This is a genomic window from Rhizobium sp. ZK1 (genome assembly GCF_047782645.1).
Lineage (GTDB): Bacteria > Pseudomonadota > Alphaproteobacteria > Rhizobiales > Rhizobiaceae > Rhizobium.
The window spans coordinates 4,118,871-4,142,074 of record NZ_CP180586.1 but is presented as its reverse complement, the minus strand read 5'-3'; the positions used below and the strand labels follow the sequence as shown (position 1 = coordinate 4,142,074).

24 protein-coding genes are annotated in these 23,204 nt (G+C 56.9%); 11 read left to right on the top strand and 13 right to left on the bottom strand.

Translation table 11 applies throughout. The features are described from left to right. Positions 1-4: 4 nt before the first annotated feature. Positions 5-847 carry a fumarylacetoacetate hydrolase family protein gene (locus ACK9YZ_RS20850; protein ID WP_416065035.1) on the bottom strand — a complete coding sequence of 281 codons (843 nt, stop codon included), beginning with the start codon at positions 845-847 and terminating at the stop codon, positions 5-7. A gap of 91 nt (positions 848-938) precedes the next feature. After that, positions 939-1,892 carry a glutathione S-transferase family protein gene (locus ACK9YZ_RS20845; protein ID WP_416065034.1) on the bottom strand — a complete coding sequence of 318 codons (954 nt, stop codon included), beginning with the start codon at positions 1,890-1,892 and terminating at the stop codon, positions 939-941. A gap of 193 nt (positions 1,893-2,085) precedes the next feature. Between ACK9YZ_RS20845 and ACK9YZ_RS20840 the strand changes: the two genes are divergently transcribed. Then, a complete protein-coding gene (locus tag ACK9YZ_RS20840) occupies positions 2,086-2,682 on the top strand; it encodes a nitroreductase family protein (RefSeq protein WP_416065033.1) in 597 nt (198 codons plus the stop codon). Positions 2,683-2,742: 60 nt separating this feature from the next. Here ACK9YZ_RS20840 and gyrB read toward each other — a convergent pair whose 3' ends face one another. The 5 genes from gyrB to ACK9YZ_RS20815 all read right to left on the bottom strand — a co-directional run bounded on the left by gyrB (position 2,743) and on the right by ACK9YZ_RS20815 (position 8,067). Continuing rightward, on the bottom strand, positions 2,743-5,178 hold the full coding sequence (gene gyrB, locus ACK9YZ_RS20835) for a DNA topoisomerase (ATP-hydrolyzing) subunit B (RefSeq protein ID WP_216756404.1): 2,436 nt from the start codon (positions 5,176-5,178) through the stop codon (positions 2,743-2,745). Positions 5,179-5,311: 133 nt separating this feature from the next. After that, positions 5,312-5,689 carry a helix-turn-helix domain-containing protein gene (locus tag ACK9YZ_RS20830; protein ID WP_216756403.1) on the bottom strand — a complete coding sequence of 126 codons (378 nt, stop codon included), beginning with the start codon at positions 5,687-5,689 and terminating at the stop codon, positions 5,312-5,314. After that, a complete protein-coding gene (locus ACK9YZ_RS20825; protein ID WP_216756402.1) occupies positions 5,686-6,255 on the bottom strand; it encodes a Smr/MutS family protein in 570 nt (189 codons plus the stop codon). Before ACK9YZ_RS20825 ends, ACK9YZ_RS20830 begins: the two co-directional genes overlap by 4 nt. Then, entirely contained in the window at positions 6,255-7,370 is a 1,116-nt protein-coding gene (locus tag ACK9YZ_RS20820) for a murein transglycosylase A (protein WP_216756401.1), read from the bottom strand. Before ACK9YZ_RS20820 ends, ACK9YZ_RS20825 begins: the two co-directional genes overlap by 1 nt. After that, positions 7,363-8,067: a Tim44/TimA family putative adaptor protein gene (locus ACK9YZ_RS20815; RefSeq protein WP_216756400.1), complete on the bottom strand. Its 705-nt coding sequence runs from the start codon at positions 8,065-8,067 to the stop codon at positions 7,363-7,365. The genes ACK9YZ_RS20820 and ACK9YZ_RS20815 overlap by 8 nt, the downstream gene beginning before the upstream one ends. Positions 8,068-8,193: 126 nt before the next feature. Between ACK9YZ_RS20815 and ACK9YZ_RS20810 the strand changes: the two genes are divergently transcribed. Both ACK9YZ_RS20810 and secB read left to right on the top strand, forming a co-directional pair. Beyond that, positions 8,194-8,712 (top strand): FxsA family protein, encoded by a 519-nt coding sequence (locus tag ACK9YZ_RS20810; protein ID WP_416065032.1) that lies wholly within the window; start codon positions 8,194-8,196, stop codon positions 8,710-8,712. Between the two features lie 98 nt (positions 8,713-8,810). Beyond that, entirely contained in the window at positions 8,811-9,293 is a 483-nt protein-coding gene (gene secB / locus ACK9YZ_RS20805; protein WP_216756398.1) for a protein-export chaperone SecB, read from the top strand. Between the two features lie 57 nt (positions 9,294-9,350). On the opposite strand, the gene dnaQ is transcribed toward secB, so the two are convergent. The 5 genes from dnaQ to ACK9YZ_RS20780 are packed head-to-tail and all read right to left on the bottom strand — an operon-like array spanning position 9,351 to position 12,970. Then, a complete protein-coding gene (gene dnaQ / locus ACK9YZ_RS20800) occupies positions 9,351-10,061 on the bottom strand; it encodes a DNA polymerase III subunit epsilon (protein ID WP_216756397.1) in 711 nt (236 codons plus the stop codon). Continuing rightward, positions 10,054-10,665, bottom strand: a complete 612-nt coding sequence (gene coaE, locus ACK9YZ_RS20795; protein ID WP_416065031.1) for a dephospho-CoA kinase — start codon at positions 10,663-10,665, stop codon at positions 10,054-10,056. Before coaE ends, dnaQ begins: the two co-directional genes overlap by 8 nt. Next, positions 10,665-11,522: a shikimate dehydrogenase gene (locus tag ACK9YZ_RS20790; RefSeq protein WP_416065030.1), complete on the bottom strand. Its 858-nt coding sequence runs from the start codon at positions 11,520-11,522 to the stop codon at positions 10,665-10,667. The genes coaE and ACK9YZ_RS20790 overlap by 1 nt, the downstream gene beginning before the upstream one ends. Beyond that, on the bottom strand, positions 11,515-12,114 hold the full coding sequence (locus tag ACK9YZ_RS20785) for a Maf-like protein (protein ID WP_416065029.1): 600 nt from the start codon (positions 12,112-12,114) through the stop codon (positions 11,515-11,517). The genes ACK9YZ_RS20790 and ACK9YZ_RS20785 overlap by 8 nt, the downstream gene beginning before the upstream one ends. Before the next feature lie 34 nt (positions 12,115-12,148). Next, complete coding sequence (locus ACK9YZ_RS20780; RefSeq protein WP_183734586.1) at positions 12,149-12,970, bottom strand: pyruvate, phosphate dikinase/phosphoenolpyruvate synthase regulator; 822 nt, start codon at positions 12,968-12,970, stop codon at positions 12,149-12,151. A gap of 401 nt (positions 12,971-13,371) precedes the next feature. Between ACK9YZ_RS20780 and hemE the strand changes: the two genes are divergently transcribed. From hemE to ACK9YZ_RS20740, 8 genes are all read left to right on the top strand, one after another. Continuing rightward, a complete protein-coding gene (gene hemE / locus ACK9YZ_RS20775) occupies positions 13,372-14,409 on the top strand; it encodes a uroporphyrinogen decarboxylase (RefSeq protein WP_416065028.1) in 1,038 nt (345 codons plus the stop codon). Continuing rightward, positions 14,409-14,945 (top strand): protoporphyrinogen oxidase HemJ, encoded by a 537-nt coding sequence (hemJ, locus tag ACK9YZ_RS20770; protein WP_416065027.1) that lies wholly within the window; start codon positions 14,409-14,411, stop codon positions 14,943-14,945. Before hemE ends, hemJ begins: the two co-directional genes overlap by 1 nt. Positions 14,946-15,140: 195 nt before the next feature. After that, positions 15,141-16,406, top strand: coding sequence for a transcription termination factor Rho (rho, locus tag ACK9YZ_RS20765; RefSeq protein ID WP_029868909.1), 1,266 nt, complete (start codon positions 15,141-15,143; stop codon positions 16,404-16,406). A gap of 105 nt (positions 16,407-16,511) precedes the next feature. Continuing rightward, positions 16,512-17,834: a tRNA uridine-5-carboxymethylaminomethyl(34) synthesis GTPase MnmE gene (gene mnmE, locus ACK9YZ_RS20760; RefSeq protein ID WP_416065026.1), complete on the top strand. Its 1,323-nt coding sequence runs from the start codon at positions 16,512-16,514 to the stop codon at positions 17,832-17,834. A gap of 65 nt (positions 17,835-17,899) precedes the next feature. Further along, entirely contained in the window at positions 17,900-19,774 is a 1,875-nt protein-coding gene (mnmG, locus tag ACK9YZ_RS20755) for a tRNA uridine-5-carboxymethylaminomethyl(34) synthesis enzyme MnmG (RefSeq protein ID WP_416065025.1), read from the top strand. 28 nt (positions 19,775-19,802) lie between these two features. Then, entirely contained in the window at positions 19,803-20,420 is a 618-nt protein-coding gene (gene rsmG, locus ACK9YZ_RS20750; protein ID WP_416065024.1) for a 16S rRNA (guanine(527)-N(7))-methyltransferase RsmG, read from the top strand. Positions 20,421-20,439: 19 nt separating this feature from the next. After that, positions 20,440-21,234, top strand: coding sequence for a ParA family protein (locus ACK9YZ_RS20745; RefSeq protein ID WP_216756387.1), 795 nt, complete (start codon positions 20,440-20,442; stop codon positions 21,232-21,234). 33 nt (positions 21,235-21,267) lie between these two features. Then, complete coding sequence (locus ACK9YZ_RS20740) at positions 21,268-22,149, top strand: ParB/RepB/Spo0J family partition protein (RefSeq protein WP_216756386.1); 882 nt, start codon at positions 21,268-21,270, stop codon at positions 22,147-22,149. Here ACK9YZ_RS20740 and holA read toward each other — a convergent pair whose 3' ends face one another. Continuing rightward, a complete protein-coding gene (gene holA / locus ACK9YZ_RS20735) occupies positions 22,150-23,196 on the bottom strand; it encodes a DNA polymerase III subunit delta (protein WP_416065023.1) in 1,047 nt (348 codons plus the stop codon). Positions 23,197-23,204: the final 8 nt, after the last annotated feature.

Here is a 23,204-nt window from a genome sequence, read left to right as displayed (position 1 = left end):
ACAGTTAACGATCCGCAACAAAGAGTTGCTTCTGAGTGCCGAGACCTTCGATACCGAGTTCGACGACGTCGCCGTCCTTCAGGAAACGTGGTGGCTTCATGCCCATGCCGACACCCGGAGGCGTGCCGGTAGAAATGACGTCGCCAGGCTGCAGGGACATGAACTGGCTGAGATAGGACACCACGAAGGCGATGCCATAGACCATGGTCTTGGTGGAGCCGTCTTGCATCGTCTGCCCGTTGACCTTGAGCCACATGCCGAGGTTCTGCGGATTCTCGACCTCATCCTTGGTGACGAGCCAGGGGCCGATCGGCCCGAAGGTGTCGCAGGACTTGCCCTTGGTCCACTGGCCGGAACGCTCGGTCTGGAAGGCGCGCTCGGAAACGTCATTGGAGACGCAGTAGCCGGCAACATAATCCAGGGCCTCGGCTTCGCTCACATATTTGGCGGTCTTGCCGATAACGACGCCAAGCTCGACTTCCCAGTCGGTCTTTTCGGAACCGCGCGGAATCTGGACATTATCGTTCGGGCCGACGATCGCCGACGTTGCTTTCATGAAAATGACGGGTTCGGGGGGCACGGTCGCGCCCGTTTCGGCTGCATGGTCTGAGTAATTCAGCCCGATGCAGATGAATTTTCCGGTGCCGGCAACGCAGGCTCCGATACGGCCAGGGGCCAGTTCCGGCAGGCTCTTCGGATCAAGGGCTGCAATCTTCGCAAGGCCTGTGGGCGTGATCGCTTCGCCGCCGATATCGGCGACATGGGCAGAAAGATCGCGGATCTTGCCATCGGCATCGAGCAGGGCCGGCTTTTCGCGGCCCGCTTCTCCAACGCGCATCAGCTTCATAAATATCCTCCTCATGGAAAGCGGGTGCGCCACCTATGAACGAATTATTCATCGGTGTCATTATGCCTTTCCGCGGAAGCGGTACGCCCGGCTAGAAAATTTCGGTGAGTTGCGGTCCGACAGGAACGATGCGGGTAGGATTGAGGCTTTCGATCGAATAATAGCCGCGCTTGATGTGATCGAAATTCACGGTCTCGGCGATGCCGGGCCAATCCAGCATTCGGCGGCAGAAAGCCCTGAGCTTGGCATAATCGGAGAGGCGCCGCAGATTGCATTTGAAGAGGCCATGATAGGCGATATCGAAACGCACGAGCGTGACGAACAGGCGAATATCGGCTTCCGTCGGATGCTCAGCAAAAAGGAAGCCGCGTCTCTCGAGCTGCGGTTCGATCCAGTCGAGGCATGCGAAGACCTCCGCAAAAGCCTCCTCATACGCGATCTGCGTCGTCGCAAAGCCGGTGCGATAGACGCCATTGTTCAGTGACGGATAAATGCGCTCGTTGAAGGCATCTATCTCGCTGCGCCGAGCGGCCGGATAGAGATCAATGTCGCCATGCGCGAGATCACCAAAGCCGCTGTTCAACATGCGCAGGATATCGGAGGATTCGTTGTTGACGATCGTTGCGCGCTTCTTGTCCCAGAGAACTGGAACCGTCGCTCGCCCGGTGAAATCCGGATCCGACTTGGTGTAGATCTCATGCATATAGGTGGCACCGTTCAACTTATCCGCAGTCGCGCCAGGATAATCGCCAAAACGCCAGCCCTGCTTGCTGAGCGCCGGTTCGACGATCGAAACCGAAATGGCGTCTTCAAGCCCCTTGAGCGTGCGGCCGATCAGCGTGCGCGAAGCCCAGGGGCAGATATAGGCAACATAGAGATGGTAGCGCCCTGCCTCGGCGGAAAAACCACCCTCGCCCGTCGGACCCGCGCTGCCGTCAGGCGTGACCCAATTGCGGAATCTCGATATCTGACGGACGAAACCACCCTTCTCGTCCTTCGCCTGGACCGGCTGCCAGTCTTCGGTCCATTTCCCATTCACCAGCATGCCGTATCTCCTGATCGACCGGATTTGACGCTGCTTTACCGGGAGTTCCGCGCGCGCGTAAGGCCAGTTTCTGGAAACAGATTGTGCACTGGCTGCGACCAAACTCTGCTTGCCAAGCAAGCGAGCGCGGAAATATCACTTAAGCGATCTCTGCGGTGGAATCCCCGTCCATCGCCAACTTCCGGAAGCCAGTATGACGAAAACCAATAGCCGCGAATCCGAATATGCAATCGATCCGATGTTTCTCGACCGTTGGTCGCCCCGCGCCTTTACCGGCGAGGTCATCGAAGAGGCTCAGCTGCTGACACTGCTCGATGCCGCACACTGGGCACCGTCCTCCGCAAACATGCAGCCGTGGCGGTTCCTCTATGCATTGAAGGGCTCCGAGCATTGGGAAGAATTCGTGAGCCTGCTCGTCGAATCCAACCAGGAATGGGCAAAGAACGCTTCGGCGCTGATCTTTGTGGTCTCGCGCAGCTTCAACGGCGCTCGCAGCGAGGGACGCTCAAGCTATACGCATTCTTTCGATGCCGGCACAGCCTGGGGCCATCTTGCCATGCAGGCCCGTATTTCCGGCTTCTATGCCCATGGCATGGGCGGCATCAAGTATGACGAGATCAAGGAAAAACTCGGTGTTCCCGATGGCTATCGCGTCGAAGCCGGCATTGCCGTCGGTCGCATTGCCGACAAGAACACCCTTTCCGAGCGCAACCGCGAGCGCGAATTTCCGAGCCAGCGCAAGCCGCTTTCGGAAGTCGCCTTCAACGGTCATTTCATCGGCAACGATTGATTACAAATAAAAAGTCCCGCAAGCCTGATGGCTGCGGGGCTCTTTCGCGACCGGTTTCGGTCAGATATCGAGGTTTGCGACGCTCAGCGCATTTTCCTGGATGAATTCGCGGCGTGGCTCGACCTCATCGCCCATCAAACGAGCAAAGAGACCGTCGGCATCGGTCGCATCGCTGACCTTGACCTGCAGCAGCGAGCGAACGTTCGGATCAAGTGTCGTTTCCCAGAGCTGCTCCGCATTCATCTCGCCGAGGCCTTTATAGCGCTGCATCGTCAGCCCCTTGCGGCCGCTGGCGAAAATCGCATCGAGAAGAGCACGCGGGCCGGAAATTTCGACATCGCCATCGCGCCGGCTCAGTGCCGGCGGCGTCTGATAGATTTCCTTCATGCGTGGTGTCAGTTGATCGATAAGACGGGCATCCTGGGAGCCGATCAGCGCCATATCGAGCACAATGACTTCCTTGACGCCGCGGACCATGCGCTCCAGACGAATGCCGCCCTCGCTGGTGAGGCTGCCTTCCCAACCACGTTCAGTTTCCTCGGCGATAATATCGAGGCGCTTGGCCACTTCTATCGCCAGTTCCTGAGCGCGCTCGGCATTACTGACCAGTTCGGCATTGAGCGCGCCGGCAATGGCTGCCTGCTCGACGACCGCGCGATTGTAACGCGAATGCAGATTGTCGAGCAGCGCGCGCAGACGCAGGGCATCGTGAATGACCTCGTTCAGGTCCTGCCCGACGCGGACCTCACCGCTGGCGAGCTTCAGCGCCGCATCATCGAGACCCTGGCCGATCAAATAGTCTTCCAGTGCCTTTTCATTCTTGACATACTGCACCGACTTGCCGCGCGAGACCTTATAGAGCGGCGGCTGGGCGATATAGAGGTGGCCGCGTTCGATCAGCTCCGGCATCTGGCGGAAGAAGAAGGTAAGCAGCAGCGTGCGGATGTGGGCGCCATCGACGTCAGCGTCCGTCATGATGATGATCTTGTGGTAACGCAGCTTTTCGGCGTTGAATTCGTCCTTGCCGATGCCGGTGCCGAGTGCAGTGATCAGCGTGCCGATTTCCTGGCTCGACAGCATCTTGTCGAAGCGGGCGCGTTCGACATTCAGGATCTTGCCGCGCAACGGCAGGATCGCCTGATTTTCGCGCGAGCGCCCCTGCTTGGCCGAGCCGCCTGCCGAGTCGCCCTCGACGAGGAAAACTTCGGACTTGGCCGGATCACGCTCGGAGCAATCGGCAAGCTTCCCGGGAAGCGAAGCAATATCGAGCGCACCCTTGCGGCGCGTCAATTCGCGCGCCTTGCGAGCGGCTTCGCGAGCAGCAGCGGCTTCGACGACCTTGCCGACGAGAACCTTGGCTTCACCGGGATGTTCTTCGAGCCAGGTGCTGAGCGCCTCGTTGACCAGGCTTTCGACAACCGGACGCACTTCCGAGGAAACAAGTTTGTCCTTGGTCTGCGACGAGAATTTTGGATCCGGCACCTTTACCGACAGGACGGCGGTCAGGCCTTCGCGGCAGTCATCGCCGGTCAGCGTCACCTTTTCCTTCTTCGTGATGCCAGAGGTATCGGCGTAGGAGGTGATCTGGCGTGTCAATGCGGCGCGGAAACCGGCCATATGCGTGCCGCCATCGCGCTGGGGAATATTATTGGTAAAGCAGAGCACGTTCTCGTGGTAGCTGTCGTTCCACCACATGGCGACTTCGACGGTAATGCCGTCCTTCTCGCCGCGGATCGCGACCGGCTTTTCGACGAGCGGCTTCTTGGCGCGATCGAGATAGGAGACGAAGGCCTCGAGGCCGCCGTCATACATCATCTCTTCCTGCTTGATGTCGGAATGACGCTTGTCGGTGAGCAGAATGCGGACGCCGGAATTGAGGAAGGCCAGTTCGCGCAGGCGGTGCTCAAGCGTGCCGTAATCGAACTCCGTCATGGTGAAGGTTCCGGAGCTCGGCATGAAGCTAACTTCCGTGCCGGTCTCGTTACCGGCTTCGCCGGTCACCTTCAGCGGCGCATCGGCAACGCCGTGGGTGAAGCTCATCTCATGGATCTTGCCCTGGCGGCGAATCTTCAGCTTCAGCCACACCGATAGCGCATTGACGACCGAAACGCCGACGCCATGCAGACCACCCGAAACCTTGTAGGAATTCTGGTCGAACTTACCGCCAGCATGCAGCTGGGTCATGATGACTTCGGCAGCCGATACACCTTCACCGCTATGGATATCCGTCGGAATGCCGCGGCCATTATCCGTCACAGTCACCGAACCATCAGGATTAAGCGAAACGGTAACGATATCGGCATGGCCGGCGAGCGCTTCGTCGATCGCGTTATCGACGACTTCGTAGACCATATGGTGAAGGCCGGAGCCGTCGTCGGTATCGCCGATATACATGCCGGGGCGCTTGCGCACGGCATCAAGGCCTTTCAGAACCTTGATGGAATCTGCGCCATATTCGGTGTTTACGCCGTTTTCCGTCGCGGGTGCATCGGTCATTCTGTCGAGATTTTCCCTGTTGTCGTCAGCAACGGCGCGCCTTGCGAATCACCGGCTTTTTCAATGTTGAATATAGGTTTTTTGCAGCGAGTTCCCAATGGCAAGGCCCTAAAACAAGGCATAAATCAGGGGATTATGACGCTTTTCCGTCCCCTTTGCCGCCATTTTCAAGAAACGCCGATAGCCGGGCGATATCGGCGCTGTCAAGGTTGCGAATTCGCTTGGCAAGGCGATTGGCGAATTCGGTATATTCGGACGGCAGGCCCGAAGTATCCACGATCACACGCGGATCGGAAGAGCCTGCAACGAGGAAGAGTTCCTCGGCCTCATCCCAGATGATGTTGAAGTAGCCGGCGATGCGCTGCAGGAGATCGAAGCTCGGCACGCCGCGCCTTCCATGCTCGAGCGCCGAGAGATAGGCAGGCGAAACATTCAGGGCGGCCGCCATCTGTTTCTGCGTCACGCCCTTGCGGGCGCGTAGCTTGCGGACTGCTTCAGCAAACGGCGTCACGACGTTTCTCCGGAGCGCCGGGAGAGGCGGATATAGAGCGCACCCTCGCCACCATGATGCTGGGCCGCCGACTCATAGGACGAAATCAGAAAGCGGAATTCCGGCTTGGAGAACCAGAGCGGCACGGCACGTTTCAAGGCGCCTTCGCTACCCATGGAGCTGCCCTTGCCAGTAATAACGAGGACGTGCCGCATGCCGCGTTCATGCGCCCGAATGAGGAAATCGAGCAGGAAGGAATGTGCTTCGCTCTGGACCATGCCGTGAAGGTCGATGCGCGCTTCCAGTGCCAGTTTGCCCTTTGCGATCTTGCGCTTGACCGGCCGCTCCAGCGGATGGTGGACGCCCGATGGCTGTTTTGCGGGCATCTGCGGTGCTGGCTGCTGCAGCTGAGGTGAAGCCGTCTTCTGCTTTTCGGCCTTTTCCTGTTCGGCCGCTGCTTCGGCTTCCAGCAGGAATGCGTCGAGCGCGGTCAGCTCATCCGTCTTGCCAGGCATAGGCCGGGTGCTGCGGGCTACCCTGCCCCAGAGGATTCTTTCGTCCGAGCTGAGCTTGCGGTCCTTCGCCATCAGAGGAACCTCGCTGCAGCGGTATTCGGAATGAGAATTATAAAATCGGCATCGTTGCGCACCGTCCCTGCCAGTTCTCCCGCAGCATAACCCGAACCGGTGAAAATGTCGCCGCGTGCGGGGCCGAGGATTGCCGAACCGGTGTCCAGGGCCAGCATCAGCCGCTGAAACGGCTTGCCGCCATCAAGATGCGTCAGGCTTTCGGAACGGATGAAGAATGGAAAGCCGAAAGTATGGATCAGGCGGTCAACAGCGAGCGAGCGACCCGCAAGCAATGGCACCTTCGCTGCGGCGATCGGCCCCGCATTCGGATCGTCCACCGGCGCTTCCCGAAAGAAGATATAGGAACGGTTATGCCAAAGGATTTCGTCGACCTGGTCCGGATGGGCAGCAAGCCAAGCGCGGATCGACTGCATGGATATGTTGGCGCGGTCAATTTCGCCACGGTCGATCAGCAGCTTGCCGATAGCCGAGAACGGGTGGCCGGCTTTGGCGGCATAGGTGATACGTCCGATGCTGCCATCGGGATAATGCAGACGAGCGGCGCCTTGGACATGGACGAAAAAAAGATCGACCTTCGATTTCGCCCAGGCGATCTCAAGTCCGCAGCCTTCGAGATAGCCTTGATCGATGTCGCGACGATCTGGATAGGCATCGATCAGCTCGTCACGCAACCGCCCGAAAACGTAAGAACCATCGAGCTTGCCCGGACGATTTTGATCGTCGAGGTCGATGAGGTCGTCCGGGCGCCGGTAGATGGGAAAACGGTAGGTCGCATCCTGTCTGTCGGAAACGTCGATTTCCGGTTCGTAGAAGGCGGTGACGAAACCACTGACGCCGTCGGCCCGGACAATCCGGAACGGCTGACAGTGCTTTTCAAAAAAGGCGCGGGCTTCCTCTGCCGAGGACGGACGAAACGCCTCTGCTTTCTCCAGTAATGGAAGAAGATCGGCTGAACTCAGCCCCAGCGAACCGGTACGATATGGGTTCGTTTCGGAAATATGACGGCGACAGCTAGCCATGACTTCAAAAAGGCTGGAGGGATCGTCATCCCTCCAGCCTTCCATTGCGTCGAAACTGACCGCCTGAAGGGCAAAGCCGGCTGCGTCACTCATGTTCCGATTCGGTCGCGACGAGTTTCCAGTTGGGGTCGCGCGATCGCGTATCGCGAGCGAAGGTCCAGAGGTCGTTGACCTCGGCGACATTTTCGGCATCGCCTTCGATCAGTAGGTCGCTCTTGTCGTAAGTCGCTGAGATCAGCTGGCTGATGATGCGCACAGTAATCTGCGCCTCGCTGCCCTTGGTCTCGGCATGGGTAATCTCGGCCTTGTCGATGCCCACGAAGGTGGACTTCATCTTCTCGCCTTTGTTTTCGCGATCGCTGATCGCCGCGTCGAAGCCGTCATAGACTTCCCGGGAGAGAAGATTCTTCAGCGTTTTGCGGTCGCCATCGGCAAAGGCCATGACGATCATCTCGTAGGCCATGCGGGCGCCATTCAAGAATTCCTTCGGGTCGAAGGAGGCATCGGCTCGGTTGAGCGCGCGCAACGATTCGTTCAGCGGCGTGCCGGCCGGCGCGAAAGCGTCGATGGCGGAAAAGCGGTCTTCCTCTTCGCCATTCACATCGCGCCGCGGCAGAGTTACGACCTTGCCGGCATCGGCGCTATCGGTCTGCGCGGCGTCCCGTGGCGTATAGAGATCACGCGGCGGCTTCTCATTTCCGGTGCGACGTCCAAGAACGGACCGAAGCTGAAAGAAAATCAGCACCGCCGCCACCAAGAAAAATAAAGTGATGAAGTCGTTTGAACTCATATCCCGCCGTTCGCTGTTAACATCCCTAATATCTAACCCCATATAGTCCGGCTATACGAATGATTCAAATCATGGCTGGTATCTTCGCCAGTGCCAAGAGGAGCCCGAGCCACTCGGGGTAAAGAGATGCGTTTTTCCATGCTGCCGGTTTTCGGGCTGCTTCTGCCGCTTGCCGAGATCGCCGGCTTCGTGATTGTCGGCCGCGCAGTTGGACTTGCCGCGACGCTGGCGCTTGTCGTGCTGGGCTTTGTCGTCGGTTCATTCCTCTTGCGCCGGCAAGGTATCAGCATCCTGCGTCGCATGTCCGCCGAAGGGCGCAGCGGTACCATGCCCGGACGGGAATTGCTCAATCCGGCGATGACTGTAATCGCCGCGCTGCTCTTCATCATCCCGGGCTTTCTCTCGGATATACTGGCGATCCTGCTTCTTATCCCGCAGGTTCGCAATCTGCTTTGGCAGTCGATCGCAAAGCGTTTCGTTGTCGTTGGTACGGCCGGCGGCGGTTTTTCGGCTTCCTCGCGTCCGGATTTTCGAGGTCGACCAGGCAAGTCGGGCGATTCAAAGGTGGTCGATCTCGATGAAGAGGACTATCATCGCGAGCCGAACGGCAAGTCGCCCTGGTCCGGCAAACAGCTCGGCGACTAATGCGGCGGCGTATTAACTGCGCCGGAGGCCCAGGGTTGTAAGCCTATCCCCGAAATGTTAGATGGCGGCACCATTCAATGCCCCTCGAGGAAAAGCCCATGGCAGACGATAACAGCAGCAACGGCGCAGCGAGCCCGACCCTTTCGATCCTTGCCCAATACGTCAAGGATCTTTCCTTCGAAAACCCGGGCGCACCGCGCTCGCTTCAGGCCCGCGACAAGGCACCGGCGATCAACATCAATGTGAACGTCAACGCTAACCCGCTGTCCGAAACGGATTTCGATGTCGTGCTGTCGCTGGTCGCTGAAGCCAAGGAAGGCGATAAGACGGTATTCCATACCGAGCTCGTCTATGGAGGTGTCTTCCGCGTTGCCGGCTTCCCGCAGGAGCACATGCTGCCGGTTCTCTTCATCGAATGCCCGCGCATGCTCTTCCCGTTCGCCCGCCAGATTATTGCCGACGTCACCCGCAACGGCGGCTTCCCGCCGCTGATGATCGATCCGATCGATTTCGCGCAGATGTTCGCGCAGCGCGTTGCCGAAGAGCAGGCCCGCTCCAAGGTTCAGGCCGTTCCGAACTGAGCGGCTCTCACAGGCTGGATATTCAAATGCCCGGGCAAAAACCCGGGCATTTTTGTTTCAGTCGAATTGATCGTATTTCGACCAGACCGCCTTCTGTCCAAGTTTGGCGATCAAGGCGTTGTGGGCTTCGGCTTCCTCTTCGCTCAATCGCGGCGCCAGCGGCCGCGGCCGTTCGATGATGGTGGCGACGATAACATCTTCCACCACGACTTCACCCGTGCGCTGGCTTGCGGGACCCGCAAGACCGAGTGCTGCCTGCCGACCGCCGATCATCTCGATATAGACTTCGGCCAGAAGCTCGGAGTCGAGCAGAGCGCCGTGTTTCGTGCGGTGCGAATTGTCGATGCCATAACGGCGGCACAACGCATCGAGCGAGTTTGGACCCATAGGGTGCTTACGGCGGGCAAGCGAGAGCGTATCGACGACCCGATCCGGCAGGATGGGTGGCAAGCCGATCCGGGCTAGTTCGGAGTTGACGAAACCCATATCGAAGGTGGCGTTGTGAGCGATCCATTTGCCGTCGCCGAAAAATTCCAGGATCTGGTCGACGACATCAGCAAAGGGCGGTTTGTCCTTCAGAAATTCGTCAGTGATGCCATGCACCGCGAGCGCATCCGGATGAACCTTCTGGTCACCCGGATTGACGAAAAGATGGATCGTCCTTCCTGTCGGAAAATGGTTGAGGAGTTCGATGCCACCGATTTCAATGATGCGGTCCGAGCGATTGTCGAGGCCGGTGGTTTCCGTATCGAAAATGATTTCACGCATGCGGGGCTTGGTCCTTCGCTATCCGTCTTTTCAGGTCGGCGATGATTTCAGCCACCCGCTCTTTTGCTGCCTCGATGCCGTGGCCACTATCCACGATGTAATCAGCCCGGCGGCGCTTTTCCGCATCGGGTATCTGGCGGGAGAGAATCATATTGAATTTCTCCTCCGTCATGTTCGGACGCGCAAGCACTCTTTCACGCTGAACCTGTGGATCGGCGCTGACGACGACGATTGTATCAACCCTTTGCTCGGCACCGGTTTCGAAAAGCAGGGGGATATCGAGGACCACCATCTCAGCCCCCACTTCTTTCTGTCGCTCCAGAAATTCGCTTTCCCGTTTACGCACCAGAGGATGGACGATCTGCTCCAGCCTTTTGAAGCCATCGGGACTCTGCGCGAGCTGCCGGCCAAGCTCCTGACGGTCGACAGCACCGTTTTTCATCGTGCCGGGAAATGCGGCATCGACCAAAGGGGCTGCCTCGCCAGCATAGAGATCATGGACGACCGCATCGGAATCGTTAACCGGAACACCAGCTTCCGCAAAGAGCTTCGCCGTCGTCGACTTACCCATTCCGATGGAGCCGGTGAGGCCGATCTTCAGCATCAGTGTTTTTCCATATCCGCTATTATCAGAGCCCGCAGCGTTTCATCGACGACGGGCCGTTTGCCGAACCATTTTTCAAATCCCGGCACGGCCTGATGCAACAGCATGCCAAGGCCATCGACAATGACAAAACCTTGCTCCTCCGCCTGAGCGAGGATCGGCGTTTTCAGCGGCACATAGACAATGTCGGTAACGACAGCATCCGAGGCCAGCGGCGAGAAGTCGATCATCGGTGCCGCGTCCCCATCCATTCCAAGAGACGTGGTGTTGATGAATAGTCCGGCCCCTTTCATCACTTCGCCGAGAGCCGCCATCGAATGGGCATGGACCTTCGGGCCGAAGCGGTCGGCCAGTTCCCGCGCCCTTTCGACCGTGCGATTGACGACGTGGATTTCGCTGAAGCCTCGGTCACGGACAGCCTGGATGACCGCTCGGCTCGCACCGCCGGCGCCAAAGATCACGACCCTATCGTGCCGGTCCCACCCGGGACGGCGTTCATCGAGATTAGCAGTGAAGCCTCGGCCATCCGTGTTGGTGGCGACAAGTTTTCCGTCCTCCAGCCACAGCGTATTCGAGGCGCCGAGTTCTTGCGAGAGTTCATCGGGCCGATCGGCCAGTTTGAAGGCCAATTCCTTGTGAGGGATTGTGACATTGCCGCCGATGAAACCGGCCCTTCCGTCTCGCAGGGAGGCGATAAAATTCGCAAAGGCTTCCGGGGCGACCTCATGGACGCAGTAACTGCCGGGCAGATTGAGCGTCTTCAGCCAATGACCGTGGATCAATGGTGAACGCGAGTGTCTGACTGGAAAGCCCGTGACAAACGCTTTCGGCCCTAGTGTTTCACGTGAATCATCCATCGATCGCTTCCAGTTCCCGGAGTTTTGCAAGGAGCGGTAACATCGGCAGGCCAAGGATTGTGAAATAGTCGCCGTCGATTTTCTCGAAAAGCTGGATCCCCTCCCCCTCCAGTTGATAGGCCCCGACGCTCGCCAGTGCCTTTACACCGACGCGTTCCAGATGACGCGCAATGAAATCGTCCGTCAGCGGTCGCATCGTCAGTTCGGCGTGCGCGACGTGTCGCCACAAGACTTCACCGTCTCTGACGATTGCGATCGCGCTGTTCAGGCGATGTGTCTTACCTGCAAGCACACGCAGATGATTGGCGGCATCGGCCATATCTTCCGGTTTGTGAAAAACCTGAGAGCCAAGTGACATCGTCTGGTCCGAGCCGATGATCAGCGCGGCGCTGAAGCGCCGGCTGACATATTCCGCTTTTGCCTCCGCCAGAACGAGCGCTACTTCATCCGGCGTAGCCCCCGATTTTTCCAACGGCGCTTCTATTGCCCGCTCATCGATCTGAGCAGCATGCGCTTCGAAAGCGAGGCCGGCATTTTCCATCAGCATGCGGCGGAACGGGCTCGACGATGCAAGAACGAGCTTCGGTGTCATCCAGGTCCTCGACAACAATTCAGTTGTTCAGCGCTTAACGCAGCTTCGGCCGCAGGGCAACGATGGCCGCCGCCGTTTCCTCGATCGAGCGCCGCGTCACATCGATCATCGGCCAATTATGTCGGGCACAGAGGGAGCGTGCATATTTCAGCTCCTCCGAGATTGCCGCCCGGTCGGTATAATGCTCGCGGTCGAAACCGGGTGTCGTTCCGAGCAGGCGATTTTCCCGAACTTGGGAAATCCGGTCGGTGGTGGCGATGAGGCAGACGATCAGGGGTCTGGTTGCAGTCAGCAGACCCTCGGGCAAAGGCACGCCATAGACGATCGGTATGTTCGCCGTCTTGATGCCGCGGTTTGCAAGATAGATGCTGGTTGGCGTTTTTGACGTGCGGCTGATCCCGACGATGACGACATCGGCTTCGTTATAGTCTTCATGCATCTGACCGTCATCGTGATCCATGGTGAAGTTCAGGGCCTCGATGCGCGCAAAGTATCCAGCGTTCATGACATGCTGGGCGCCAACGCGGCGCCTTGACGGCGCACCGAGATAGATCTGGAACGCACCGATGACCGGCTCCAGGACATTGACGGATGCCACACCCATTTCCGCACAACGCTCATCGATGAGGCTTGCGAGTTCGCGGTCGACGATCGTGTAGAGCACGATGCCGGGTTCATTGTCGATTGCCTGGAGAACCGGCATCAATTGCTTGCGATTCCGGATCAGCGGATAGACATGTTCGATTGGCTGGGCGGACTTGAATTGCGCTGATGCGGCCCGGCCGGCCGAGATGAGAGTCTCCCCGGTGGAGTCAGAAATCAGATGCAGATGGAAGAAGTTGGTTCTGTTCTCCACGCTATTTTCCGTCGCCTGTTGAAAAGACTGGATGGCGAAGAGCTAATGGGCCGGGGTGGACCGAGGCAAGGGAAAACCTGCCTCTTTATCCACATTCCGGTTTTTGCGTTGCCATATCTTCGATGCTTGTGGATCAAGGGGACGATGTGGATATGTCCTTCATTGGTCCACAGACTATCCACAGAGACCGTTTCGAACCGGTATTAGCGAAGCCTCTGGAATCGTTTCGGGATTCGGATTTTCCATGCTTTTCGAAACGAGAGGCAATTTTTTATTCGAATTGTTCCGAGCTGCGTGACAATTGGCGTCAGTGGTGGATGGATTTTAATCCTTGATAGACACCGACTCTAAGAAATAGAAACCTTTTAAAATATCTTTGGATTTTTATAGGGAAGAAGCGCTTGAGCAAAATGCGCCGGAAAATCATGCGGGTTCTCGACGGTGAAACTCTGACCCCACCTCCTCTCTGGCTGATGAGACAGGCAGGCCGGTATCTGCCGGAATACAGAGAAACACGCGCCAAGGCGGGAAGTTTCCTCGATCTCTGTTATTCGCCGGACTATGCCGTAGAGGTTACGCTCCAGCCGATACGGCGCTACGGCTTTGATGCTGCCATCCTGTTTTCGGACATCCTGGTTATTCCTGATGCGATGAAGCGCAATGTGCGTTTCACCGAGGGACATGGTCCGGAAATGGATCCGATCGATGAGGCGGGTATTGCCGGTCTGGATGGAGAGAATGTCGTCGGCTACCTGCAGCCGGTGCTGGAGACGGTGCGGCGTCTGAGGAAAGAGCTTCCTATGGAGACGACGCTTCTCGGTTTCTGCGGAGCGCCGTGGACGGTGGCTACCTATATGATTGCCGGTCACGGCACGCCGGACCAGGCGCCTGCCCGTCTCTTTGCCTATAGGCATCCGCGCGCGTTCGAGCATTTGCTGATGCTGCTTGCTGATGTTTCGGCCGACTATCTCGTGGCGCAGATCGATGCGGGCGCTGATGCGGTGCAGATCTTCGATTCTTGGGCCGGTGTTCTCGGCGAGAGAGAATTCGAGGCTTTTGCTATTCGGCCGGTTGCTCGCATGATTGCTTCCATCAAGGCGCGGCGGCCGCAGGCGCGGATCATCGCCTTTGCCAAGGGGGCGGGTTACATGCTGAAGACCTATCGGCAGAAGACGGGCGCTGATGCGATCGGGCTCGACTGGTCCGTCCCGCTCGCCTTTGCGGCCGAGCTGCAGAAGGATGGACCAGTGCAGGGCAATCTCGATCCGATGAGGGTCGTGGCTGGCGGTCGTTCGTTGGAGGAAGGTATCGACGACATTCTTCAGGTGCTTGGAAATGGACCGCTGATCTTCAATCTCGGTCACGGCATCACGCCGCAGGCGGATCCGGAGAATGTACGCCTGCTCGTCGAGCGCGTGCGTGGCGCGGGGGCTGCGTGATGGAAAAGCAGACGGATCAAAAGCCGGGTGCCTATGCCCGCCGCCGGGCGCATTTTGCGCTGATCTTCTTTGCACTTCTTGCCGTCGGGCTCTTCGCCTGGAACCCCGACAATCTCTATCTCTGGATCAAGGCTCTCCACATCATCGCGGTGATCTCGTGGATGGCCGGGCTTTTCTACATGCCGCGGCTTTTCATCTATCACACGGATGCGGAACCCGGTTCGGTTCAATCCGAGACCTTCAAGGTGATGGAGCGCCGCCTGCTCAGGATCATCATGAACCCGGCCATGATGCTGACCTGGATTCTCGGTCTTTATCTCGCCTGGTCGGTTTATGATTTTCAGGGGGGCTGGCTGCATGCAAAGATCGGCTTGGTCGTCCTTCTGACCATTGTCCATATCTTTTTCAGCAGGGCTGTGCGGGCGTTCGAACGGGACGAGAACCGTCGCTCGGCTCGTTACTGGCGCTTCATGAATGAGGCACCGACGGTGCTGATGATCCTCATCGTGATCCTTGTCGTAGTGAAGCCTTTTTGATGCCAGGGGCGGTGCGGGTTAAATTTCAGACATTTTAAGCAGCCCTCTTGCGGGCCGGGTTTCGACTCGCTATTTTCCGGCCATCTCATCTTCGTGGCATGTGTGTAGAGTTCAGTCGCCTGCGAGCCCTTTCGCAGTACCGAATACGACCCAACATCGCCTTTCCCCTTCTAAAAAAAGAGTATTGGTCACTTCATGGCTGAAATGAAGCTTCAGGAACTTAAGAGTAAATCCCCGACGGATCTTCTGGCTTTTGCCGAATCGCTCGAGGTCGAGAATGCGAGCACGATGCGCAAGCAGGAGCTCATGTTTGCAATCCTCAAGGTTCTTGCCAGTCAGGATATCGAAATCATCGGCGAAGGCGTTGTAGAAGTCCTGCAGGATGGTTTCGGGTTTCTTCGTTCCGCAAATGCCAACTATCTGCCCGGCCCGGACGATATCTACATCTCTCCTTCCCAGATCCGTCGCTTCTCGCTGAAGACCGGCGATACGGTGGAGGGTCCGATCCGTGGTCCGAAGGAGGGCGAACGCTATTTCGCGCTTCTAAAGGTCAACACGATCAATTTTGACGATCCGGAAAAGATCCGTCACAAGGTTCACTTCGACAACCTGACGCCGCTCTATCCGAACGAGCGTTTCAAGATGGAACTTGATGTTCCAACCTCCAAGGATCTTTCGCCGCGCGTCATCGATCTCGTGGCGCCTCTCGGTAAAGGCCAGCGCGGTCTGATCGTTGCTCCGCCGCGTACGGGTAAAACGGTTCTCCTGCAGAACATCGCTCACTCGATCACCGCGAATCATCCCGAATGCTATCTGATCGTTCTGCTGATCGACGAACGTCCGGAAGAAGTCACGGACATGCAGCGGTCGGTCCGCGGAGAAGTCATTTCGTCGACATTCGATGAGCCGGCGGTCCGGCACGTTCAGGTCGCCGAAATGGTGATCGAAAAGGCCAAGCGCCTTGTGGAACACGGCCGCGATGTCGTCATCCTGCTCGATTCCATCACTCGCCTTGGTCGAGCCTACAACACCGTCGTTCCTTCCTCGGGTAAGGTTCTGACCGGTGGTGTTGACGCGAATGCCCTGCAGCGCCCGAAGCGGTTCTTCGGCGCAGCACGCAATATCGAGGAAGGTGGTTCGCTGACCATTATTGCTACGGCGCTCATCGACACCGGCAGCCGTATGGACGAGGTCATCTTCGAAGAGTTCAAGGGTACCGGTAACTCGGAAATCGTTCTCGACCGCAAGGTTGCCGACAAGCGTATCTTCCCCGCGATGGATATTCTCAAGTCGGGCACCCGCAAGGAAGATCTGCTCGTTCCGCGGCAGGATCTGCAGAAGATCTTTGTTCTACGCCGTATCCTTGCTCCCATGGGCACAACTGATGCAATCGAATTCCTCATCGACAAGCTGAAGCAGACGAAGAATAATGGTGATTTCTTCGACTCGATGAATACCTGATCATTAGCCGGATTCCTCAGATTGAGGCTGGTGAGTCGTTACGCGACCGCCAGCCTTTTTCTGTTTTAAATTGATCCGGAAATGAACCGATAGGCTGAAGACCGTATGGAAATGTGGAACGATACCATATTCGCTCTTTCAAGCGGCGCTCCGCCGTCAGGCGTGTCTGTTGTTCGTGTCAGTGGTTCACAGACACGTCTTATCCTCGAAGATCTGATTGGCAAGGTTCCCTCACCAAGATCTGCCGTCTACCGAACGATTCGGACTCGGAACGGTTTGACGATCGATGCTGGACTGGTTCTCTTCTTTCCGGGTCCGTCCTCCTTCACCGGAGAGGATTCCGCAGAGTTCCAGGTCCACGGTTCGAAAGCGGTTATATCAGCTCTCTTGAGAGAATTAGCGTCATTTCAGCAAACGCGGCTTGCGATGGAGGGAGAATTCAGCCGCCGTGCCTTTGAGAATGGCAAGCTTGATCTCGTTGAGGTTGAGGGACTAGCGGACCTCATTGCGGCCGAGACTGAAATGCAGCGTCGTCTAGCCCTTGAGCAGAGTTCGGGTGGTTTGTCGCGCATATATGATTCGTGGGCGGAACGAATTACGCATTCTCGAGCGTTGATCGAGGCGGAACTTGATTTTCCAGACGAAGATGACGTTCCGGGGTCTGTTTCGGATCAGGTCTGGACGTCGCTGACGGAGCTCCGAAGAGAAATGGAGGATCATCTTTCCCTGGCGGAAATGGGAGAGATTGTGCGCGACGGCTTTAAGGTCGTTATTGCCGGGGCGCCCAATTCTGGCAAATCCAGCTTGATGAATTGGTTTGCACAAAGGGATGTGGCAATTGTTACCGATATCGCCGGGACGACGCGTGATGTGCTCCATGTGGACATCAATCTGAATGGCTATCTGGTCAAGCTCTACGACACAGCGGGCCTGCGAGACACAGTCGATGTCGTGGAGCAGGAAGGTATCAAGAGGGCACAGGCGGCACTGACCAACGCCGACCTCGTCCTTTTCCTCACTGATATGGGTTCGGCGATACCAGTGGATCCTGCCGACTTGGAGCGGGCCTCATCGCATGTTATTGTCGGTACCAAGCGCGATCTGTATCCTTCGGCCGAATCCTATAAGCTTCAGATTTCCACAATGACGGGTGAGGGTCTTCCGGAGCTTCGGGACTACGTTTATTCCGTCATCGAACAGAAGTTTGGGGGATTATCCTTATCCGTCCCGACACGAGAGCGGCATAAAGAGTCACTCTCGAAATGTTTGACTGCCCTATCGGCCGCAATCGATCAGACGGAGCAGAGCTTGGAGATCAGAGCAGAATCTTTGAGGCTCGCAGGTGATCATTTGGGGCGCATTACCGGACGCGTTGACGTCGAAGATCTTCTTGGCGTTATCTTTTCGGAGTTCTGTATCGGAAAATGATTCACGTGGAACATTCGATGTGACCGAACGCGGATAGTTTCACGTGAAACCTTTTGGAGTTGCGCATGAGCGCCAGTAGTTATGATGTTATCGTGATCGGTGGTGGCCATGCCGGATCGGAGGCAGCTGCAGCGGCTGCGAGAATGGGTGCGAAAACCGCTCTAATCACACATCGCCGCGACACGATTGGTGTCATGTCCTGCAATCCGGCCATTGGTGGGCTTGGCAAAGGACATCTCGTGCGTGAGATCGATGCGATGGACGGTCTCATGGGCCGCGTTGCTGATGCGGCGGGCATCCAGTTTCGTATGTTGAATAAGAAGAAAGGTGCAGCGGTCCGCGGTCCGCGCACGCAAGCCGATCGCAAGCTTTATCGTCTTGCGATGCTGGATGCCATTGAGGCCATCGAAAACCTTGAGGTAATCGAAGGTGACGCATTTGACCTAAATATAAGGGATAATCGAGTCGCCGGCGTAATAATGAAGGATGGAAGGCTTTTTGCGAGCCCTTCCGTCGTTATCACCACAGGCACATTCCTACGGGGTCTTATCCATATAGGAAACGAGAAGATCCCCGCTGGTCGCACGGGGGAGCCGCCTTCCCTGGGGCTTTCGGTGACGTTCGGGCGCTTGGGCCTGAAGCTGGGTCGGCTAAAGACGGGGACACCCGCGCGCCTGAGTGGAAAGACGATCGATTGGGAATCGGTTGGGCGCCAGGCAGCGGACGATGAACTGATTCCCTTTTCTTTCATGACGGATCGCATTGTGAATCGGCAGGTCGAGTGCGGAGTTACGCGGACGACCGAGGCAACGCATCGCATCATCGTGGAGAATCTGCAGAAATCGGCAATGTACTCGGGTCAGATCGAAGGCATTGGCCCTCGCTATTGCCCTTCAATCGAGGACAAGCTCGTCAAGTTCGGCGAGAGGGATGGTCACCAGATCTTCCTGGAGCCTGAAGGGCTGGATGACGACACCGTCTATCCGAATGGCATCTCGACCTCGCTTCCTGCCGACGTGCAAGCCGCTTTTATCAGAACAATCCCAGGCCTTGAACATGTGGAAATCTTACATCCCGGCTATGCGATCGAATATGACCATGTAGACCCGCGGGAGCTGTCGGCGACATTGGAGGTCAAGAGACTTCCGGGGCTCTTCCTTGCTGGCCAAATCAATGGAACGACAGGCTACGAGGAGGCTGGCGCGCAGGGGCTTGCCGCAGGTCTCAATGCTGCGCTTTCGAGCAGCAGTTCTGCGCCCTTTATCTTCAGCCGCGCGGACTCCTATATCGGTGTGATGATCGATGATCTGACTTCACGCGGCGTTACGGAACCATATCGAATGTTCACGTCGCGAGCGGAATATCGATTGACTCTTCGCGCTGATAATGCTGACGCCCGACTTACGCCGATGGCAATCGATCTCGGATGTATTTCCGTAGATCGACGCGACCGGTTTGCGGCATATCAGAGCGAACTCCGGAGTATCAGATCACTGCTCCAATCGCTGTCGGTAACGCCTAGCGAGGCTCGTCGTGCAGGCCTCAACCTTAATCTGGATGGTCAGCGCCGGACAGCCTATGAACTTCTTTCCTATCCCGAATATGGTTTTGAGGATCTGGGCAAGATATGGGAGGGTTTGGGCTCTTTCTCCAAGAAGGTGGTGGAGGCGCTGGAGATTGAAGCAAGCTATTCGGTCTACATGGACCGTCAGGCTGCGGCTATTGAAGTACAGCGACGAGATGAGGCGCGTTTGATCCCTGGTGATTTTGATTACAGCCTTTTGTCGGGGCTCTCGAACGAATTGAAGAATAAGCTCAGTGTACAAAAGCCCGCTAATATCGCTCAGGCTATTAAGGTGGAGGGCATGACACCAGCGGCAATTTCGCTCTTGCTGGTATATCTGCGTCGTGGCGAGGGTACCGGTAAGCAAGTCGCATAGCGACTGCAAGGTTTGAGAGTCTTCAGGAATGGAATTAAACGGTTTACGTGTTTCACGTGAAACACAGCAGCGTCTGCAGTATTTCGCGGAGCTTTTCACAAAATGGGCCAAGGCGATCAACCTTGTTGCTCCTTCCACAATGGACGATATGTGGAGCCGGCATATCGCGGATAGCGCACAAATCTTCCAGATCTCCCCTCGCCCTCAAATTTGGGTCGATCTCGGGAGTGGCGGCGGTTTCCCCGGAGTGATCACCGCGATCTTCCTGGCGGAACAGCGAGCCGGCTGGGTCCATCTGTTGGAGAGCAACAACAAGAAGGCAGCATTTCTGCGCACCGCCCTGCGAGAAACCGGCGCGAGAGGCGAGGTGCATGCTATCCGAATCGAGGATGCACCAGCTACTGTACCTGCCTGCGATGCTATTTCCGCTCGAGCTCTCGCTGATCTCGAAAAGCTGATCGAATTTGCGTCGCCCTGGATGGTTGGCAAGGAAAATAGCCGCGCGTTTTTTCATAAAGGCCGGGATTACCAGAGGGAAATCCAGAAAGCGCATGGTCGCTGGACCTTCGATCTGCTAGAACACAATAGCGCTGTTGAGCAAGATTCTGTAATTCTCGAAATATCAAATCTCCGGCGCTTGGTTTAACAAAGCGGATATTGCGGCAATGGCTGGCGAACGTAATCGGATTATCACCATCGCAAATCAGAAGGGTGGTGTTGGTAAGACGACCACCGCAATCAATTTGGCAACCGCCCTCGCCGCCATCGGTGAGCGGGTGCTGATTATCGATCTGGATCCACAGGGTAATGCAAGCACCGGTTTGGGTATCGATCGTCGCAATCGTAAGCTTTCCTCTTACGATCTGATGATTGGGGACGCTGGCGTCGCTGAGACCGCGCTGGAAACGGCTGTTCCTAATCTCTTTATTGTCCCGTCGACGATGGATCTTCTCGGGGTCGAGATGGAAATCTCCCAGCAGAGCGATCGCGTCTTCAAGCTCAGGAAGGCATTGTCCTCTTTAGAGGCGATGTCTTTTTCTTATATCCTCCTCGACTGCCCGCCCTCTTTCAACCTCCTGACGATGAATGCCATGGCGGCTGCCCATTCGGTACTGGTGCCGCTGCAGTGCGAGTTCTTTGCGCTTGAAGGTTTGAGCCAACTGCTGGAGACGGTCAACCAGGTGCGGCGGACGGTCAACCCCCAGCTTGACATCCAAGGTATCGTGCTGACGATGTTCGACGCCCGCAACAATCTGGCGCAGCAGGTCGTCAACGACGTGCGGACCCATCTCGGCGAGAAAGTATATCACACGCTTATCCCGCGGAATGTCCGTGTTTCAGAGGCGCCTTCATATGGCAAGCCGGCGATTCTCTACGATCTGAAGTGCGCCGGCAGCCAAGCCTATCTGCAGCTCGCATCGGAGGTCATCCAGCGGGAGCGGCAGAGACTGGCAGCCTGAAAGAGTGGATGACAGCGTAAGCGAGTTTTGGACATGAATGACGATACATCGAAAAGACGGCTTGGCCGCGGTCTGGCAGCTCTTATAGGCGAAATGGATCAACCTGTTCCGGCTGAGGCGGAGCGGTCAGCGGTCAGCGCCGACCGAATGATCCCCATTGAGTTCGTCACTCGCAACCCTCGCAACCCTCGTCGTTTCTTCGATGATGCCGAGCTTCACGACCTTGCAAGTTCGATCCGCCAGCATGGTATTGTGCAGCCGATCGTCGTCAGAACACTGGCGCGGGATCGTTATGAAATCATAGCCGGCGAAAGACGTTGGCGTGCTGCCCAGCTGGCGGGTTTGATCGAAATCCCTGTTATCATCAGGGACGTGGACGACAAAACGGCGCTGGAAATTGCGATCGTTGAGAACGTCCAACGCTCCGATCTCAACGCTCTCGAAGAGGCGCTTGGCTATGAGCAGCTTATTGCCGAATATGGATATACCCAGAATGATCTCGGTGAGATTATCGGTAAGAGCCGCAGCCATGTCGCCAATTCCTTGCGGCTGTTGAAGCTGCCTGATCCTGTCCGTGACATGCTGGCCGCCGGAAGTCTGTCCGCAGGTCATGCGCGTGCGCTGGTTTCGACGTCGGATCCCTCCGCACTCGCGCGTACAATCGTCTCTAAGGGCATGTCGGTACGCGATGCGGAGAAGCTCGCGCAGAACGACATCAAGGCGCAGTCGGAGCCCCAGACGCCCGTTCAAAAGAACCAGAAGGATTCCGATACGTTGGCTCTGGAGCGTACGCTGTCAGATACGCTTGGGCTCGATGTGTCCATCAATCATAAGGCGAGTGGCGGCCAGATCCGTATTTCCTACAAGTCTCTGGAGCAGCTGGAGGAAGTCTGCCGGCTTCTGGAGCGACGCTAATCAGGCTTGGGGGCGCCTTCCCGATTGCAGTGTAGTGGAGAGCAGCGTCTGCATGGCGATGCTGTCTTCCAATATTTGCCGCTGTCTCGTCTGTAGGACAGCGGCCTGCAGACGTTTTGTTTCACGGGAAATAGCGTCTGCGCTCCAGCTTTTCAACGCTTGTTCTATAATCGGCTTGCGCCGGAAATGAAGATGCCTGCCTAGCGTCTGCATTACTTGCGCGAGCGGCAGTCTCTTCTCATCCATCTCCGCGCGCATCGTATCGAGAAGCTGAAATTGTCGAAGGCAGGCCTGGAGAACTAGAAAAACCGAGGTCTTGGAACTCGTGATCTTCTGCATTGCATGCAAGAAGGTATTGCTGTCGCCACTCAATATCGCATCAACAGCATCGTCGACTGAAATGGCACTGGCGTCACCAATTATTTCGGTGACGTGATGATCATCGATCGTTCCCATGCCCCGACAATAGAGTGCCAGTTTGCGAATCTCATTTCTGGACGCAATTCTGTCGCCACCGATCAGGGTGATGAGAGCCTGCCGGGCAGCCGGGGTTATGCCCAGTCCTTCTGCGGAGAGTTCGCCGTCGATCAGTGCGTTAAGTGCGCGGCCATCATCGGCGTAGCAGGGGATGGCGACTGCTGTGCTGCGGGCAGCCTCGACCGTCTTGCGTAAGGCCGATCCCTTCTTCAGGTCACCTGCTTCGACGATGATACTGGCTGCCTCGAGGGAAGCACCTGATAGAAATGAGACAGCATCGACGAGATATTTCTCGTTTGCAGCACCCCTCACCCATATCAGCTTTTCACCGCCGAAAAGACCAATCGACTGGGCTTCGTCGACCAGCCGGCCAGGCTCTTTCTGAAGATCGCCGACATCGAGCTTGGTGACAGAGAAGGGATCGTTCTGGTCGATGCCAGTCTTTCCAGCGATCATACTGGCACGCTCAGAAACAAGCCCGCGGTCCGGACCATAGATCAGATAGATGCGGTACAAACGTGCGGATTTCTGCAGAAACCCTTCGAACTCATGGGATTTGATTTCCGCCACGCCACCGC

Bases quoted from the DNA above. Each gene is read 5' to 3' on its own strand.
- ACK9YZ_RS20850 (WP_416065035.1), bottom strand. From the start codon at position 847: ATGAAGCTGATGCGCGTTGGAGAAGCGGGCCGCGAAAAGCCGGCCCTG.
- ACK9YZ_RS20845 (WP_416065034.1), bottom strand. From the start codon at position 1,892: ATGCTGGTGAATGGGAAATGGACCGAAGACTGGCAGCCGGTCCAGGCG.
- ACK9YZ_RS20840 (WP_416065033.1), top strand. From the start codon at position 2,086: ATGACGAAAACCAATAGCCGCGAATCCGAATATGCAATCGATCCGATG.
- gyrB (WP_216756404.1), bottom strand. From the start codon at position 5,178: ATGACCGATGCACCCGCGACGGAAAACGGCGTAAACACCGAATATGGC.
- ACK9YZ_RS20825 (WP_216756402.1), bottom strand. From the start codon at position 6,255: ATGGCGAAGGACCGCAAGCTCAGCTCGGACGAAAGAATCCTCTGGGGC.
- ACK9YZ_RS20820 (WP_216756401.1), bottom strand. From the start codon at position 7,370: ATGAGTGACGCAGCCGGCTTTGCCCTTCAGGCGGTCAGTTTCGACGCA.
- ACK9YZ_RS20815 (WP_216756400.1), bottom strand. From the start codon at position 8,067: ATGAGTTCAAACGACTTCATCACTTTATTTTTCTTGGTGGCGGCGGTG.
- ACK9YZ_RS20810 (WP_416065032.1), top strand. From the start codon at position 8,194: ATGCGTTTTTCCATGCTGCCGGTTTTCGGGCTGCTTCTGCCGCTTGCC.
- secB (WP_216756398.1), top strand. From the start codon at position 8,811: ATGGCAGACGATAACAGCAGCAACGGCGCAGCGAGCCCGACCCTTTCG.
- dnaQ (WP_216756397.1), bottom strand. From the start codon at position 10,061: ATGCGTGAAATCATTTTCGATACGGAAACCACCGGCCTCGACAATCGC.
- coaE (WP_416065031.1), bottom strand. From the start codon at position 10,665: ATGCTGAAGATCGGCCTCACCGGCTCCATCGGAATGGGTAAGTCGACG.
- ACK9YZ_RS20790 (WP_416065030.1), bottom strand. From the start codon at position 11,522: ATGGATGATTCACGTGAAACACTAGGGCCGAAAGCGTTTGTCACGGGC.
- ACK9YZ_RS20785 (WP_416065029.1), bottom strand. From the start codon at position 12,114: ATGACACCGAAGCTCGTTCTTGCATCGTCGAGCCCGTTCCGCCGCATG.
- hemJ (WP_416065027.1), top strand. From the start codon at position 14,409: ATGGAAAAGCAGACGGATCAAAAGCCGGGTGCCTATGCCCGCCGCCGG.
- rho (WP_029868909.1), top strand. From the start codon at position 15,141: ATGGCTGAAATGAAGCTTCAGGAACTTAAGAGTAAATCCCCGACGGAT.
- mnmE (WP_416065026.1), top strand. From the start codon at position 16,512: ATGGAAATGTGGAACGATACCATATTCGCTCTTTCAAGCGGCGCTCCG.
- mnmG (WP_416065025.1), top strand. From the start codon at position 17,900: ATGAGCGCCAGTAGTTATGATGTTATCGTGATCGGTGGTGGCCATGCC.
- rsmG (WP_416065024.1), top strand. From the start codon at position 19,803: ATGGAATTAAACGGTTTACGTGTTTCACGTGAAACACAGCAGCGTCTG.
- ACK9YZ_RS20745 (WP_216756387.1), top strand. From the start codon at position 20,440: ATGGCTGGCGAACGTAATCGGATTATCACCATCGCAAATCAGAAGGGT.
- ACK9YZ_RS20740 (WP_216756386.1), top strand. From the start codon at position 21,268: ATGAATGACGATACATCGAAAAGACGGCTTGGCCGCGGTCTGGCAGCT.